Source organism: Methylobacterium sp. W2 (assembly GCF_020662345.1).
Classification (GTDB): domain Bacteria; phylum Pseudomonadota; class Alphaproteobacteria; order Rhizobiales; family Beijerinckiaceae; genus Methylobacterium.
Genome location: NZ_VMOA01000005.1, coordinates 69,020 through 85,396 on the forward strand (window position 1 = coordinate 69,020; position 16,377 = coordinate 85,396).

Here is a 16,377-nt window from a genome sequence, read left to right on the forward strand (position 1 = left end):
AACGATCCTGGTTCGGCAAATGATGGATGGGACAGTGCCATCGCAGGGCGAGGCCACCATCGATTCCACCAGCGATATCGCACCGCACAAGGTTCACTCAATCAGGGGCAAACGCGGGCCAGTCATGCGCCTGTGGACGTGTCCTGGCACGAAACCGAGCAGTCTTACGGAGTTCTAAACTCACCCCCGATCTCAGTGCAGGAGCCGCATGCGAATGACGCCGGGATCGAACCGGCAAATCCGTTCCGAAAACCGGCCTTGCCCAGGCGTCCATCGCAACGCGGGACCACTGCTCGGCACGTCCCCGGGCCCGATCCTCGCCTACGCCGCGTCGAGGCCGAGCCTGGCCAAGGTCGCGGCATCGCGCCCGACGATGGCGGACAGGTCGCTCGCACCCTCCGCGGCGAGTTTACGCAGCAGGCCGGATTTGATCGCGCCCACGAGGCCGGGGCCGGCATAGACCAGGGCCGAGTAGAGCTGGAGCAGGCTCGCTCCCGCGCGGATCTTGGTCCAGGCCGCCTCGGCGGAGTCGATCCCGCCGACGCCGATGAGTGGGATGGTGCCGCCGACACGCAGGTAGGTCTCCGCGAGGAGGCGGGTCGCCGGAGCGAACAGGGGACGGCCGGAGAGGCCGCCGGTCTCCGTCGCCAGGGAGGCCTCGGTGAGACTGGCCGGCCGCGCGATGGTGGTGTTGGAGACGACGAGGCCCTGCACCTTCCGCCGCAAGGCGGTGGCGACGATGGAATCGAGGGCTTCGAGGGAGATGTCGGGGGCGATCTTCAACAGGATCGCGGTCTCGGGCGAGACCTTATCGCAGGCCTCGACCACGCGTCCCAGCAGATCGTCGAGGAAAGCTTCGCCCTGGAGGTCGCGCAAGCCGGGGGTGTTCGGCGAGGAGACGTTGACCGTAACGAAGGCGACGTGGAGCGCCAGCGCCGTGGTGCAGGCCACGTAATCGGCGATCCTGTCGGTGGAATCCTTGTTGGCCCCGATATTGATGCCCACGAGGCCGGTCCGGCCGCCCCTAGCCGCGAGGCGGCCGCGCACGACGTCGAGCCCTTCGCTGTTGAGACCGAAGCGGTTGATGACGGCACCGTCGGCGCTCAGGCGGAACACGCGCGGGCGCGGGTTGCCGCCCTGCGGCTTCGGCACCACGCCGCCGACCTCCACGAAGCCGAAGCCCAGGCCGAGCAGCGCATCGGGCACCTGTGCGCCCTTGTCGAACCCTGCCGCGAGGCCGACCGGGTTGGGGAACCGGCGGCCGAAGGCGGTGACCGCGAGCCTCGAATCATCTGTGGCCGGCTTGCGCGGAGGAAGAAGCCTCAGCCCGCGCAAGGTGAGGTTGTGCGCCGTCTCTGCGTCGAGGCCGTGCAGGATCGGCCTGGCGAGGGGAAAGAGAGCGCCGATCATACCGATGCTCCGGTCGCAGGATCGGCGGACGAGATAAGATCGGCGGGAAACACATGCTGGCCGTCCGGCCCGATCGGAAGCTCGGTCACGGACCTGACGGCATTGAGGGGAAGATCGCCGTAGAGATGGGGGAACAGCGCCCCGCCACGGGAGGGCTCGTAGCGAAGGGCCTCGCCCAGCGCCTCGGCCTCGATGCCGATGAGGAGGAGATCGGAGACATTCGCGAAATGCCGTGCGGCCGTTTCGGCCACTTGTTCGGCGGTGGAGAAATGGATGAACCCATCGGCCCTGTCGACGGGCGCACCTGCGAACCGCCCCGCCTCTTCCGCCTCGCGCCACAGAGCGCGCGGGCATATCTTGTAGATCACGGGCATCGCGCGTTGCCTTCCGGTTCGTTGGCCCACGCGATAGAACGGGTCGGCATCCGTCGCAACCGCGATCGGTCGCTACCTCAAGTCGTCCGCTCCCGGTTCCTACACCTTCAGGATTATGGCGGCGTCCCGTTGCTTCCGGCGTATTTTAGTTCTACTTTCCTAAAGCTAGGCCGGATGTCTTAGCCATTCTGATCGAGTCTCGCCATGCTATCCCACGAGCAGATCTGGACCGCGATCGACCGTCTCGCGGAACGCCACGGCTTCTCGGCCTCCGGTCTCGCACGCCGTGCGGGTCTCGATGCCACGAGCTTCAACCGCTCGAAGCGGATCGGGCCGGATGGGCGCAAGCGCTGGCCCTCCACCGAATCCGTGTCGAAGGTGCTCGCGGCCACCAACGCGACGCTCGACGATTTCCTTCGCCTCATCGAGCCACGGGAAGGCATGCCGCGCGCCATGGTGCCGCTGATCGGCATGACCCAGGCCGGCGCCGGCCGGCTCTTCACCGAGGAAGGCATGCCCACCGGCGGGCCGGGCTGGGAGGAGATCGAGTTTCCCGATCTCGGCGAGGATCGCGCCTTCGCCCTCGAAGTGCAGGGCGATTCCATGGAGCCGCTCTATCGCGACGGCGACGTGCTGATCGTCTCTCCCACCGCCAGTGTCCGCAAGGGCGATCGCGTGGTGGTGCGCCTGGCGAGCGGCGAGGTGCTGGCCAAGGAACTGCGCCGCAAGACCGCCCGGACCATCGAGCTGCTCTCGCTCAATCCGAGCCACCCCGAACGCATCGTCCAGGTGGCCGAGATCGCGTGGATCGCACGGGTGATGTGGGTGCGGCAATAGCCATCGCCGGGAGCCGCCGTGCCAATCGGTCCTGGCGCCTTCGCCCGATGCGACTCACGCGGGAGCCGGTTTCGCTCCGACAGGCCTGGAGAGAGCATGGCGTTGCATGATCAGGACGGCGAACCGGACGATGCTCCGGGCTCGCGCATCGATTTTCGCTCGGCCCTCGCGGCCAGCCCCGTACCGGCCCTGCTGATCGACCCGGCGACGGCGAGGATCGTCTCGGCCAACTCCGCCTTCGCCCGTCTCACCGGCCATGAGACCGGCGATCTCGCCGGACGCGACGCCCATCTCCTTCTCGGCGCCAATACTGACAAGGAGGCCCGCGCCGCCTTCGCGGCGGCCTTGGCTGGGACGCGGCCGGAGGGGATCGAGGTGCTGGCCTGGCGCAGGAACGGATCGACCTTCTGGGCCGAGATCTTCGCGGTGCCCCTTCCCGACGCCGATCTCCTCCTCGCGCAGCTGGTCGACGTCACCCGGCGAAGGGACGCGGAAGGGGCGCTTGCCTTGTCCCGGCAACGCGAGGCGCTTGGCTTGCTCACCAACAGTGTCGCCCACGAATTCAACAACTTCCTGCAGATCCTCATCGGCTATATCGACGGGCTGAAGCGGCGTCTCGGCGACCGGGAAGAACCCTTCATCCAGCGGGCCGTGACCCGATCCACCGATGCTGTCGAGCGGGCGACGATCCTGACGCGGCAATTGCTGACCTTTTCGCGGCGGATCGCGCCGGATGTCCGCCCCGTCGACATGAATGCCCTCATCACCGCCTTCGGCGCCCGCATGCAGGCGACGCTTCCCCCCGGAGTGACATTGACGGTCCACACCGCGTCGGACCTGCCCAATGGTCTCACCAACCCAACCCAGGTGGATCTCGCCCTCTCCCACATCCTCGCCAATGCCTGCGAGGCGATGCCGGGCGGCGGCAGCGTCGAGATCGCGAGCTTCCCGGTGCCGCCGAGCGATCCGGCCATCCGCCGGCAGGGAGACGGCGCCGTCGGCATCTCGGTGCGTGATACAGGACACGGGATGACACCGGAGATGGCAGCGCGGGCGCTCGCTCCCTTCATCACGACCCGAGAGGCCGGGCGCGGCGCCGGGCTCGCTATCGTCCATGGCCTGGTGAAGCGCCAGAACGGAACCGTCGCCCTCGACAGCAAACCCGGCGAGGGAACATCCGTCCGAATGATCTTCCCGGCCGCCGGCTGAGGCGTTTCGGCTCTTGCCAGCGTCGTCCGAAGCACAAAAGCGGCGCTGCACACGGACTAAAACTCTCAGGCGGACGTCACCATATAAGGTCCGGCATTCCCGCCGGAACTCTCTCAGACTTCGTTCAGGGGCGTATTCATGTTCATCTCCTCCACGCGTCGCACCCGCGCCGCGACCATCTTCGCGCTCGCCGCGGTGCTGGCCGTCGCAGCGCCCGTTGCCGAGGCCCGTCCGGGCGGCGGCGGCGGTATGGGCTCGCGCGGCTCGAAGACGTACAACGCCCCCTCCTCCACGGCCACGGCTCCGGGCGCGGCGCCGATTCAGCGCTCGCAGACGCAGCCCGGTTCGACCATGGGCAATCCCGGCATGACCAGCGCCGCCACGCAGCGTCCCCGCTTCGGCGGCGGCTTCATGGCGGGCCTGCTCGGTGCGGGCTTGCTCGGCGCGCTCCTCGGCGGCGGCTTCTTCGGCGGGCTCGGCGGCATCGCCTCGATGATAGGCCTCCTGTTGCAGGTCGGCCTCATCGTAATGGTCGTCGCCTTCGCGGTGCGTTGGTTCCGCCGCCGCCAGGGCAATCCGGCTCCCGCCGGCATGGCCCGCTCCACCCTGTCGGACAATGCCAATCCTCCCGGCTACGGTTCTGCGCCCGGCGCGGGCTCGGGCCCCGGCATGGGCGGCGGCCCGGCCATGGGGGCAGCTCGGCGCGGCGCGCCTCAGCCGACCATCGGCAAAGTCGATATCGGCCCCGGCGATTTCCAGAGCTTCGAGATCGCCCTCAACGACGTGCAAGCGGCCTATGGCCGTGGCGACGTCGCTGGGCTGCGCAACCTCGCGACGCCGGAAATGGCGGGCTACTTCGCCGACGAACTGCGTGGCAACGAATCCCGCGGGGTCGTCAACCGGATCTCGAACGTGAAGCTGCTGCAGGGTGACCTGTCGGAATCATGGAGCGAGGGCCGGATGGAATACGCCACCGTGGCGATGCGCTATGCCATCACCGATGTGACGGTCGACCTCCGGACCAACCAGACCGTCGAGACCGGCGAGCCGGAGGCCCTGGAACTCTGGACCTTCGTGCGCGAGCGCGGGGGGCGCTGGATCCTCTCGGCGATCCAGCAGGGCCGCTGATCGCCTCGATCATATCGGTCGAATCGAAAAGGGCCGCGCGGCGAAAGCTGCGCGGCCCTTTTTGCATGATGTTCCCGCCCGGGCTCAGACCGCGCGCTTCTGGTAATCCTTGATGTCGGTGAAGCGCACCTTCGGCGCACGCTCCTCCTCGTAGCGCAGAGAGAAGGCGGTGGTCGCCATGAAGACGGGGGCCCCGTCGAGGTCGCTTGCCATCGCCGAGCCATGCGTGCCGACGAAGGCATCGAGGTCGGTTTCCGCATCCGATTCGATCCAGCGGCAGATCGAGAAGCGCGTCGGCTCGTAATCGATAGGCAGGCCATACTCGGCCTGGAGCCGTTCCTTCAACACGTCGAGCTGCAGCGCGCCGACGACACCGACGATCGCCTGCGAGCCATCGTGCGGGCGGAAGACCTGGACGACACCCTCCTCGCCCATCTGCTGAAGCGCTTCCCGCAGCTTCTTGGCCTTCATCGCGTCGGTGAGCTTGATCCGGCGCAGGATTTCCGGGGCGAAGCTCGGCACGCCGCGAAACACGATCTCCTCGCCTTCGGTGAGCGTGTCGCCGATGCGCAGGGTGCCGTGGTTGGGGATGCCGACCACATCGCCGGCGAAGGCCTCGTCGGCGATGGCACGATCCTGAGCGAAAAAGAATTGCGGTGCGGAGAGCGACATCGGCTTGCCGGTGCGCACGAGCTTGGCCTTCATCCCACGGCTGAGCCTGCCCGAGCAGACACGCATGAAGGCGATGCGGTCGCGGTGGTTGAGGTCCATGTTCGCCTGGATCTTGAACACGAAGCCGGTCATCTTCGGCTCGGTCGGCTCCACCAGCCGCTTGTCGCAATCCTGCCCACGCGGGGGCGGCGCGAAGCGGGCGAGCCCGTCGATGAGATCGCGCACGCCGAAATTGCGCAGGGCCGAACCGAAGAAGACCGGCGTGAGGTGCCCCTCGCGAAACGCCTCGAGATCGAACCGCTTCAGCCCGGATTCGGCGAGCTCCGCCTCCTCGCGCCACGTGGCCACCTCGCCCTCTTCAGTGAGCAACTGGTCGAACAGCGGATCGTCCACGCCGGACACGGCCACAGTGCCGGCGTCGTCGGCGGCATCGAGCCGGCGGACACGGCCGTTGCCGAGGTCGTAGGTGCCGGCAAAGCTCCGTCCCCGGCCGATGGGCCAAGTCACCGGCGCGACGTCCAGGGCGAGGGTCTTCTCGATCTCGTCGAGGAGTTCGAACGGATCGCGCGCCTCACGGTCGAGCTTGTTGATGAAGGTGACGATGGGGATGTCACGCAGGCGGCAGACCTCGAACAGCTTGCGCGTGCGCGCCTCGATGCCCTTAGCGGCATCGATCACCATCACCGCCGAATCGACGGCCGTCAGGGTCCGGTAGGTATCCTCTGAGAAGTCCTCGTGGCCCGGCGTGTCGAGGAGGTTGAAGACGCAATCGCCATATTCGAAGGTCATCACCGAGGTGACCACCGAGATGCCGCGCTCCTTCTCGATTCCCATCCAGTCGGACCGGGTGGAGACGCGGTTGCGCTTGGCCTTGACCTCGCCGGCGAGCTGGATCGCGCCGCCGAACAGGAGCAGCTTCTCGGTGAGCGTCGTCTTGCCCGCATCCGGGTGAGAGATGATCGCGAAGGTGCGGCGGCGGGCGACGGGATCCTTCGCCCTATCGGCCTCCTTGCCGGTCGCGTCCTTGGGTTCTGTCTGCATCAACATCGCGGGCGGTTGCTTCTCTCGTCCGCCGGGGCGGGTTTTTGTCTGTGCGGGTCGGGCGCGTGTCCCGTCTGTAATGCGAACGGCGACACGGCGAAAGCGGAAGGCCTCAACCCCTGCCGATATAGGGCATCTTCGTTGCCATCACGGTCATGAACTGGACGTTGGCGTCGAGGGGCAATCCGGCCATGTAGACCACCGCATCCGCCACGTGACGGGCGTCCATCACCGGCTCGACCTTCAGCGATCCGTCCGGCTGGCGGATGCCGGCCGCCATAGGCTTCGTCATGTCGGTCTCGGCATTGCCGATATCGATCTGCCCGCAGGCGATGTCGTGGTCGCGTCCGTCGAGGGAGGTGGACCGGGTCAGGCCGGTGATCGCGTGTTTCGTGGCCGTATAGGGCGCCGAGTTCGGGCGCGGCACCTGGGCCGAGATCGAGCCGTTGTTGATGATGCGGCCGCCGCGCGGGCTCTGCGCCTTCATCATCCGGAACGCGCCCTGCGTGCAGAGGAACGCGCCGGTGAGGTTGACATCCACCACCGCCTGCCACTGCGCCAGCATCAGTTCGTCCAGCGGCACGGACGGTGCGAACAGCCCGGCATTGTTGAACAGGAGGTCGAGGCGTCCAAACCGCGCCCTCACTTCGGCGAAGAGATGCTCCACGGCGGCGGCATCGCCGACATCGGTCTCCACGGGCAAGGTCTCCGCCCCGAGCGTCCGCACCGCTTCCGCGACCTCATCGAGAGGCCCGCGCCGACGGCCAGCCAGGGCGAGAGCGAAGCCCGCTCGCGCCAGCCCGAGCGACACCGCCCGCCCAATCCCGGACCCCGCCCCCGTGACGATCGCGATGCGTTTCGACATCCGCCCTCTCCATTTCCGTATCGACCGGAGCGAACAGGCTGTTGCAACGGGCCGACGCGGCGTCTAGACAACGCGCGGCCTTGCGTCGATGGGGCGTCGCCAAGTGGTAAGGCAGCGGTTTTTGGTACCGCCATCCGGAGGTTCGAATCCTCCCGCCCCAGCCATCCACGCAAACGGGCCAATTCGCAGGCGCGCGAGGCTGTCGCTCACAGTCCCGGCGCGGAATGTCGCCTGCGATAGTCGTTCCTCATCGATTGGACTGACAATCGAACGGATCGAGTACCCTGCTTATACTCACTGAATTTATAATTTATATTGCAGCACCATTATCTACTACAGACAACTTACGAACCATATAATCATTACGAAAATAAATACTTGGTTTAAAATTCTGATTTTACTTATATGGCAGAAACTTAAAGTCTTATCGAGGCATTGTAGATTGCCATCTGTAAGTAAGTTCCTTACTATAAAACAAATGAGACGGATACGAAATTTAGAAAAGTCTTAATAGGCCCATCGCGATGCGGGTGATGATTTCTATCGGGTGTGTGGCATAATAAACCTACCTAGTTCGAAAGAATTGATTGATCCATATTAAAAATGGAATTTTTCTGCTTGGTCCTGCATTTTAAAGCGGATATCGTCGCGGTGTTTCGCCAGCCAACGATAACAATATGTGAGTTCGCCATGGTGCCAGCCGCTTTCACAGCCGGCCTCGGAGTCGGTCTTTCGTTTCTTCTTGGGCCCAATATCGGGGCCATCGCACTGGTTCCAGTGCTCGTCCTATGCATGATTCGCCTTTTTGGCGAACGGATCGTTCGTATGATGGAAGATTGAAAGACCACCGGGCGACGGGCGCATCCTCCGTATCGAATTCCCACTCCCAATGATCTGGCTGCCGGCGTGATCAATGCTCCGTGCGCCAGGGCGTCGAGATTTGTCGAAGACTGAGCGCTGGACCCCGCGATTTTGAATGTGTCGTTCGGACGGCGCCGGTTCGGCTACCGTGGTTTGTCATCACACTGGCGCAGGCGACCGATGACGTCCGCGAAATCCTCCGAGGTCTTGGCTTGGTCATCGAGCTGATAGGCTGCCCGCAGGCCACCGATCAGACTCTCTACCGTCCGTTTTCCAGGCGAACGTCGCCGCGCCACGATATGGCTGTCCGCGCCGCAAACGCCGCGATCCCCTGCGTCGGAAGAACACTGACCAGACATCGCGTATACCCGTTGTCGCAGACGGTATCGCAGGTTTGCGCATCGCGCCGGTCTTGGGCATTGCATCGAGCCCGACCTCCCTGTTCATGACGAACCTTCATACAAGTTTGATGCCGCCGGGTTTGATCTCCGGAGTTCCGTCGAGCAGATCACTTCGGAGACATGGCTAGGATGCTCGAAAAGGGCGTCCGGCCGCCCAGCGGCCAATACATCCCATCGCGTGTATCCCCATGATACGGCTCCGAAATCGCATCCGGCCGCCCTGGCCGCATCATGGTCGCGCAGCTCGTCGCCGATATAGATGACGCCTCCCTGCGCGCCCGCCTTGCGCATGACCGCCGTCAGGCGCCTGGCCTTACCGAACATCGATGCGCCGCAGGCATAATGACGGAAACGAGCGGCACACGGCCCCAGCACGTGACGGATATTGGCCTCGCTGTTCGAGCTGACGATAGCGAGGATGATCCCGGCCTCATCAAGACTGAGAAGCATATCGCGGATGCTGGGAAAGAGCGTGATCGCATCGATGTCGCGGGCCGCGAGGCCCTGCATGTGCCGGGTGATGAAAGGCAGCTTCCATGCAGGCACGCCGAGTTCGCGAATGAGGGCGTGGGCGGAAAGGCCGCGAAGCGCCTCGGTCTCGGCGGGATCGATCTCTCGGAAGCGGTAGCGACGGGCGACACCGTTGATGACGCTGCAGAACCACGGAAACGTATCGGCGAGCGTTCCGTCGAAATCGAAGACGACCAGCCCGTAGGGTTTGCCCATCACGCAGCCGACCCATACGAGAAAAGCCGTTGTCCGGCCCGCGCCTGCCGATGAAGTCCGCGATCGCGATGCCGGCTCCGGGTCACCACATCGGCATTCGGGATCGCCAATGCGTGCGCGCCACCGCTTCGCCACAAAAATCGTCGAGGGGTCCGTTGGTCCATGCGGTCATTCCAGTTCATCGGGAAAGGACCGACAAACAGCATCGGCCCGAAGGATAGGTTATCTCCTCCGAGCCGACCGCTTCGCAATCGACGCAGTCTTAGGAAATCAGGCCGCTCGCGACTCGGTGAGCGTCGGATAGTCGATATAGCCCTCCGGTCCCTGGCTGTACCACGTCGCCTGCACGTCCTTCTGCAGGGGCGCATGCTCGGCGATCCGCTTGACGAGATCGGGATTGGCAATGAACGGCCGACCGAAGGCGATGGCATCGGCTTTGCCGTCGGCAAGAGCGCCCTCGGCGGCGGCGGGATCGTAATCCGAATTAAGGATCAGCGGACCGTCGAAAGCCTTCCGTATCACGGGGGCGACCGGCGGGTGGTTCGGCTTGCCGAAGGTGCCGTTCGGGCCGGGTTCGCGCAGTTCGAGAAAGGCGATGCCGATCTTGGAGAGAGCGGCGGCGGCGGCACCGAACAGGGCGTCCGGGTTGGAATCGTCCACACCCTGAATTTGGCCATTCGGCGACAGGCGCACGCCGGTGCGGTCCTTACCGATGGCGTCGGCCACGGTCTGCGTGACCTCCGTCAGCAGGCGGATGCGATTCTCGATGGAGCCGCCGTAGCGGTCGTCGCGGTGATTGGTGTTGTCGCGAAGGAACTGGTCGATGAGGTAGCCATTCGCTGCGTGGATCTGGACGCCATCGAAACCGGCTGCAATCGCGTTGCGTGCCGCGCGGTCGTAATCCGCCAGGAGGCGCGGAATTTCGTCGACCGGCAGGGCGCGGGCCTCGGCATAGGGCTGCTTGCCCTCGTAGGTATGGGCCTCATCGGGCGCCGTGGTGGCGGAGGACGAGATCGGCGCCTTGCCGCCATTAAAGCTCGGATGCACTACCCGCCCCATATGCCAGAGCTGGCAGACGATCCTGCCACCGGCTTCATGGACCGCCTTCACGACGGGCTTCCAGGCTTCGACCTGCTCATCCGACCAGATGCCCGGCGCGAAGGGCCAGCCGAGGCCCTCCTGGCTGATGCCCGTCGCCTCCGTGAGGATCACGCCCGCGCCAGCGCGCTGGGTGTAATACTCGATCATGATCGAGGTCGGCACATGCTCTCGGGTGGCGCGGCCACGGGTGAGAGGCGCCATGAAGATGCGGTTCTTGGCATCGATCGCGCCGATGCGGATCGGATCGTTCAGTGAAGGCATGAAGATCTCTCGTCAGACTACGGCAGTGGAGGCGCGACCGTTCCGGGCGCGCCTTCGATGTCCGTAATTATGGCGCATACGAGAGACCGTCAGGGGTCACGACCATACGATGCGGTGCCAGTTGTGCGCCGCCGCACGCCCTGGCTCGGAGCATCGCTGCGATGCGGACGGTTGGAGCGGTGCCCCGATCAACGGCGCGGATACGATCCTCAGAGGTGGGCGAGCACCGCGAGCAGCAGCAGTGCGATAATGTTCGTAATCTTGATCGCCGGGTTCACGGCGGGACCCGCCGTGTCCTTGTAGGGGTCGCCAACGGTATCACCCGTCACCGCCGCCTTGTGCGCATCGGAGCCCTTGCCGCCGTGGTGGCCGTCCTCGATGTACTTCTTGGCGTTGTCCCAGGCGCCGCCGCCGGACGTCATCGAGATCGCCACGTAGAGGCCGGTGAGGATGACGCCGAGCAGGGACGCGCCCACGGTGGCGAAGGCCTGGTTCTTGCCCGCGATCGCCTGGATCGCGAAGAACAGCACGATGGGCGACAGGACCGGCAGGAGCGAAGGCAGGATCATTTCCCTGATCGCCGCGCGGGTGAGCATGTCGACGGCCCGCCCGTAATCCGGACGGTCGGTGCCCGCCATGATGCCGGGCTTCTCGCGGAACTGCCGCCGCACCTCCTCGACCACCGCGCCGGCGGCGCGGCCGACCGCCGTCATCGCCATGCCGCCGAACAGGAACGGGATCAGGCCACCGAGCAGGAGGCCGACGACGACGTAGGGGTTCGACAGGGAGAAATCGACGGTGACGCCCTGGAAGAAACGGTATTGCGTCGGGCTCGCATTGGCGATGAAGTAGTCCAGATCGCTGGTATAGGCGGCAAACAGCACCAGGGCGCCGAGACCGGCCGAGCCGATGGCGTAGCCCTTGGTGACGGCCTTCGTGGTGTTGCCGACGGCATCGAGCGCATCGGTGGACTTGCGGACTTCCGGCGGCAAGCCGGCCATCTCCGCGATACCGCCGGCATTGTCGGTGACGGGACCGAACGCGTCGAGGGCGACGATGAAGCCGGCGAGCGCCAGCATGGCGGAGACGGCGATGGCGATGCCGAAGAGACCCGCCAGGGAGTAGGTGGAGATGATGCCCGCCACGATGACCAATGCCGGCAGGGCCGTGGATTCCAGCGAGATCGCCAAGCCCTGGATCACGTTGGTGCCGTGGCCGGTGACGGAGGCGTCAGCGATGGACTTCACCGGGCGGAAGTTAGTGCCGGTATAGTATTCGGTGATCACCACGATGAGCGCAGTGATGACGAGGCCGATCACGGCGCAGCCGAACAGGCCGCCGGAGGTGAAGGTAACCCCGGCATTGGTTTTGAACTCAGTGGCGAAGCCGCCGAAAAGCGCAAAATTGACCAGCGCGATGGCGACGATGGAGAGCGCGCCGGCGGTGATGAGGCCTTTGTAGAGCGCTCCCATGATCGACTGGTTGGCCCCGAGGCGCACGGCATAGGTGCCGGCGATGGAGGTGAGGATGCAAGCCGAGCCGATCGCGAGCGGGTAGAGCAGCATCGCCTCCAGCACGTTGCGGCCGCCGACATCGGTCTGGCCGGCAAAGAAGATCGCAGCGAGCACCATGGTGGCGACGACCGTCACCGCGTAGGTCTCGAACAGATCGGCCGCCATGCCGGCGCAATCGCCGACATTGTCACCCACGTTGTCGGCGATGGTGGCAGGGTTGCGCGGATCGTCCTCCGGAATTCCGGCCTCGACCTTGCCGACGAGGTCGCCGCCCACATCGGCGCCCTTGGTGAAGATTCCGCCGCCGAGACGAGCGAAGATCGAGATTAGCGAAGCGCCGAAGCCGAGCGCTACCAGGGAATCAATGACCTCGCGGCTGGCGGGCGCGAGGCCCGATACGCGGGTGAGGAACGTGTAATAGAGTGCGACCCCGAGGAGCGCGAGACCGGCCACGAACATGCCGGTGACGGCGCCGGACTTGAAGGCGACGTCGAGCCCCGCGCCGAGGGAAGTCGAGGCCGCCTGTGCCGTGCGGACATTGGCGCGAACCGACACGTTCATCCCAATGAAGCCAGCCGCTCCCGAGAGCACCGCGCCAATGAGGAAGCCGATGGCGACCTTCAGCCCGAGGAAATAGGCGAGCGCCACGAACAGGACCACGCCGACGATGCCAATCGTGGCGTATTGCCGACGCAGGTAGGCCTGCGCCCCTTCCGCGATGGCTCCGGCGATCTCCTGCATCCGCTGGGTGCCGGCATCGCGTTTCATCACGTCGTTGATCGTAATGACCCCGTAGGCGACGGCACACAGCCCCCCCAGGATGATAAGCAACAATGCGGTCATTCTACCGTCCTTGCGTTGTTATCGTGATGACGAAGCTCGGCTGGCTGGCCGTGGGACGAGGCGCTTGACGCGTTTTAGGCATTCCCTCCCTGGGATGCCTACTCTGAGTGCCAAACTTCCGAGACAAGAGCAAATCCTGTCGAGCTATTTTTCCGACGAATATTTTTGCATCGCACAAAACGCTAAGAGTTTGATTGAAATCATTCGTATTAGCATGTGTTCGCATCCTACTTCGAAGCAGGATGCAGCGCAGCGAAACTTTGAAAGCCTCCACGCGCTCCGGCATCGATTCCCAACCAGTGAGCGGTTTCAAAATCGTGGAAACGCGTTATCTCCTGAGATCATGACTCAGGCGGAACAGCAGACACCGGACCCGGCTCTCGCCCGGCTGAGCCTGGCGCTCGACGGGATACCCAAACGCGGGTTGCCGCCGGTGGAGCGCTGGAACCCGCCCTATTGCGGGGAGATCGACATGCGGATCGCCGCGGACGGAACCTGGTTCCACAATGGCTCGCCGATCCGCCGCCCGGCCTTGGTGAAGCTGTTCTCCTCCATCCTGCGGCGGGAGCCCGATGGCCGCATCGTCCTGGTGACGCCGGCGGAAAGCGTGGGCATCGTCGTGGACGATGCGCCCTTCGCTGCTGTGGAGATGGCGGCGGAGGGGGAAGGCGAGGCCCGGCGCATCGCGTTCCGCACCAATGTCGACGATCTCGTCACCGTCGATTCCGATCACGCCCTTCGCTTTGAGGAAGGCGGCGACGGGGGCTTGCGCCCCTATATCCATGTGCGCAGTGGTCTCTGGGCGCTCCTCACCCGCGCCACGACCTACGATCTCCTGGCGCTGGGAGAGGTACGCCCGGTCGACGGCGTCTCATGGTTCGGCATTGCCGGCGGCGGCAGCTTTCACGCCGTCGCCCCCAGCGAAAGCGCATGAGTTTCGACGCGCTGTCGGACCTGCTCGACAGGGCCGGGCGGGGCCTCTCCCCGACCCCGCCCGAAGCCGACGACCCGATCTCGAACCCGCGCGGCGATCACGACCTCGATCCCATCGGCATCGCGATCCCTCCGGGAAAACCGCACCGGCCGGCGGCGGTGCTGGTCCCCGTCATCGTCAGGGACGCGGAACTCTCCGTGCTCTTCACCGTCAGGGCCTCGCACCTGCGTGACCATTCCGGCCAGATCGCCTTTCCCGGCGGCAAGATCGAACCCTCCGACAGGAGCCCGGCCGATGCCGCCCTGCGCGAGGCCCGGGAAGAGATCGGCCTTCGGCCCGACGACATCCGTATCCTCGGCTATCTCGACCCCTATCTGTCGGCCACGGGCTTCCTCGTGGTGCCGGTGGTGGGGCTCTGCACGGGAGAGGCACGGCTCGATCTCGATCCGGCCGAGGTGGCGGACGTGTTCGAAGTCCCCCTGGCTCGCCTGATGGACCCGATTCGTCGCCGGCTCGGCGTGGGAGTCTGGCAGGATCGCCCACGGCGCTACTACGCGATCCCTTTCGGGGACCGCATGATCTGGGGTGTGACGGCGGGGATCGTGAACAATCTCCACGAACGCCTGTTTCCGTGACATGACGGCCTTCCACCACCCCGCGAAAGCCCCATGATCCGTCGCCTCTTCGAAGAAGCCCTCATCTTCCTGCTGCCCTTCGTGCTGTTCGGCGTCTATCTCGCGATCAGGGGCCGCAACCCGCGCCACGGCGCCCATTGGGAAGGATCGGTGTTCCGCCTGACCATGGGCGGGCTCGTTCTGGTGATCCTGTCTCTGGTCATCGTGGGGTTGACCGGCGAGAAGCATCGCGGCGGCTACGTTCCGCCGAGGATCGAGAACGGTCAGGTCGTTCCGGGTCATTTCCAGTGATGAGCCGCGAATTGCGGCGGGATGGGCTCGAAGCCCTTCTCGCGGATCCGGCCATCTCGCACGTGCTCTCAGCACTGGAAGCGGACGGGGAGGAAACCCGGATCGTGGGAGGCTCCGTCCGCGACGCCCTGCTCGGACGGGTTGAATCCGACATCGATCTCGCCACCACCCTGTTGCCCCAGGATGTGATGCGGCGGGCAACGGCCGCCTCCTTGAAGGCGATCCCTACCGGCATCGAGCATGGGACGGTGACGATCCTGTTCGACGGTCGGGCGTTCGAGGTGACGACCCTGCGGGAGGACATCGAGACCGACGGGCGGCATGCGGTGGTGAAATTCGGGCGCGATTTCGCGCGCGATGCCGAGCGCCGTGACTTCACCATCAACGCCCTGTCCTTGAGCGGGGACGGCGCCTTGCACGACACGACGGAAGGCGAAGCGGATCTTCGTGTGGGCCGCGTACGCTTCATCGGCGATGCGGCGACCCGGATCCGTGAGGATGCCCTGCGCATCCTGCGCTTCTTCCGCTTCCATGCCCGCTACGGAATCGGAGCGCCCGATGAGGAAGGCTTACGGGCCGCCACCGATGCAGCGGAGGCCCTCGACGGCCTGTCGCGCGAACGGGTCCGTGCGGAACTCCTCAGGCTTCTGGAAGCGCCCGGCGCCGTCGAGGCTGTCGCGGACATGCAAAGAGCCGGGCTCTTGAAGCGCATCGTCGGGACGGAAGGTTATCTCGACCGCCTGGAACGGGCCGTTTCGGCGAGTGCGATTCATGGCTCGCCGCTGAGGGCTGTCGCACGGCTCGCCGCTCTGGCCGTCGATTCCGACGCCGATGCCGAGCGACTGAGACAAGCGCTGCGATTGTCGAACGACGAATACACCAGTCTTCAGGCGTATGCGGCTGCGAGACGGGCGATCGAGCGTCTACCTGTGATTGAAGCTGCAGATACAAGCCGGCTCGTCGCCACGCAGGATCTTGGCAGTTTGGCCCTTGTCGTCGCCGTGATGGATGACCACCGAAAAGGTCAGATGAGCGTGGAGGCCCGCTCGGCCTTCGAGCGATTCCTCGACGGCACCCAACCGGTACCCGTCTTTCTCCTAAGCGGAGCCGATCTCATCGGGGCGGGCATTCCGCCGGGTCGCTCCGTCGGTCAGGGTCTGGCCGCGAGCCGTTCCCTCTGGCTGGAACGGGGATGCCTATCTGGGGAGGAGGAGCGCGCGCTCCTCCTCGATCACGCTATCGCCACGGCTCGCTCGAAAGCCTGAGCGCGGCGA

14 protein-coding genes and 1 tRNA gene are annotated in these 16,377 nt (G+C 65.3%); 8 read left to right on the forward strand and 7 right to left on the reverse strand.

Translation table 11 applies throughout. The features are described from left to right. Positions 1-321 precede the first annotated feature (321 nt). Complete coding sequence (locus FPV16_RS04190; protein WP_227436311.1) at positions 322-1,410, reverse strand: quinone-dependent dihydroorotate dehydrogenase; 1,089 nt, start codon at positions 1,408-1,410, stop codon at positions 322-324. After that, positions 1,407-1,784: a DUF952 domain-containing protein gene (locus FPV16_RS04195; RefSeq protein ID WP_227436313.1), complete on the reverse strand. Its 378-nt coding sequence runs from the start codon at positions 1,782-1,784 to the stop codon at positions 1,407-1,409. The genes FPV16_RS04190 and FPV16_RS04195 overlap by 4 nt, the downstream gene beginning before the upstream one ends. 204 nt (positions 1,785-1,988) lie before the next feature. Between FPV16_RS04195 and FPV16_RS04200 the strand changes: the two genes are divergently transcribed. The 3 genes from FPV16_RS04200 (at position 1,989) to FPV16_RS04210 (ending at position 4,958) form a co-directional block, all read left to right on the forward strand. After that, positions 1,989-2,621 (forward strand): helix-turn-helix transcriptional regulator, encoded by a 633-nt coding sequence (locus FPV16_RS04200; RefSeq protein WP_227436314.1) that lies wholly within the window; start codon positions 1,989-1,991, stop codon positions 2,619-2,621. Between the two features lie 96 nt (positions 2,622-2,717). Further along, a complete protein-coding gene (locus FPV16_RS04205) occupies positions 2,718-3,830 on the forward strand; it encodes an ATP-binding protein (RefSeq protein WP_227436316.1) in 1,113 nt (370 codons plus the stop codon). 138 nt (positions 3,831-3,968) lie between these two features. Next, entirely contained in the window at positions 3,969-4,958 is a 990-nt protein-coding gene (locus FPV16_RS04210) for a TIM44-like domain-containing protein (RefSeq protein WP_227436317.1), read from the forward strand. An 84-nt stretch (positions 4,959-5,042) separates the two neighbouring features. Here the strand turns inward: FPV16_RS04210 and FPV16_RS04215 are convergent, their stop codons facing one another. Both FPV16_RS04215 and FPV16_RS04220 read right to left on the reverse strand, forming a co-directional pair. Next, positions 5,043-6,677 carry a peptide chain release factor 3 gene (locus FPV16_RS04215; RefSeq protein WP_227436319.1) on the reverse strand — a complete coding sequence of 545 codons (1,635 nt, stop codon included), beginning with the start codon at positions 6,675-6,677 and terminating at the stop codon, positions 5,043-5,045. 106 nt (positions 6,678-6,783) lie between these two features. Beyond that, complete coding sequence (locus FPV16_RS04220) at positions 6,784-7,536, reverse strand: SDR family oxidoreductase (RefSeq protein ID WP_227436322.1); 753 nt, start codon at positions 7,534-7,536, stop codon at positions 6,784-6,786. Positions 7,537-7,625: 89 nt separating this feature from the next. Between FPV16_RS04220 and FPV16_RS04225 the strand changes: the two genes are divergently transcribed. After that, positions 7,626-7,700: transfer RNA gene (locus FPV16_RS04225), tRNA-Gln, on the forward strand. 1,140 nt (positions 7,701-8,840) lie between these two features. Here the strand turns inward: FPV16_RS04225 and FPV16_RS04230 are convergent. From FPV16_RS04230 to FPV16_RS04240, 3 genes are all read right to left on the reverse strand, one after another. After that, positions 8,841-9,524, reverse strand: coding sequence for an HAD hydrolase-like protein (locus FPV16_RS04230; protein WP_227436324.1), 684 nt, complete (start codon positions 9,522-9,524; stop codon positions 8,841-8,843). A 270-nt stretch (positions 9,525-9,794) separates the two neighbouring features. After that, positions 9,795-10,886, reverse strand: coding sequence for an alkene reductase (locus tag FPV16_RS04235; protein WP_227436327.1), 1,092 nt, complete (start codon positions 10,884-10,886; stop codon positions 9,795-9,797). A 209-nt stretch (positions 10,887-11,095) separates the two neighbouring features. Continuing rightward, positions 11,096-13,243: a sodium-translocating pyrophosphatase gene (locus FPV16_RS04240; protein WP_227436329.1), complete on the reverse strand. Its 2,148-nt coding sequence runs from the start codon at positions 13,241-13,243 to the stop codon at positions 11,096-11,098. A 343-nt stretch (positions 13,244-13,586) separates the two neighbouring features. Between FPV16_RS04240 and FPV16_RS04245 the strand changes: the two genes are divergently transcribed. The 4 genes from FPV16_RS04245 to FPV16_RS04260 are packed head-to-tail and all read left to right on the forward strand — an operon-like array spanning position 13,587 to position 16,368. Beyond that, positions 13,587-14,177, forward strand: coding sequence for a DUF1285 domain-containing protein (locus FPV16_RS04245; RefSeq protein ID WP_227436332.1), 591 nt, complete (start codon positions 13,587-13,589; stop codon positions 14,175-14,177). Further along, positions 14,174-14,812: a CoA pyrophosphatase gene (locus FPV16_RS04250; RefSeq protein ID WP_227436334.1), complete on the forward strand. Its 639-nt coding sequence runs from the start codon at positions 14,174-14,176 to the stop codon at positions 14,810-14,812. Before FPV16_RS04245 ends, FPV16_RS04250 begins: the two co-directional genes overlap by 4 nt. Positions 14,813-14,845: 33 nt before the next feature. Next, a complete protein-coding gene (locus FPV16_RS04255; protein WP_227436336.1) occupies positions 14,846-15,103 on the forward strand; it encodes a DUF6111 family protein in 258 nt (85 codons plus the stop codon). Then, the gene (locus FPV16_RS04260) at positions 15,103-16,368 is read left to right on the forward strand and encodes a CCA tRNA nucleotidyltransferase (RefSeq protein ID WP_227436338.1); all 1,266 of its coding nucleotides are present in this window, start codon (positions 15,103-15,105) and stop codon (positions 16,366-16,368) included. Before FPV16_RS04255 ends, FPV16_RS04260 begins: the two co-directional genes overlap by 1 nt. Positions 16,369-16,377 lie beyond the last annotated feature (9 nt).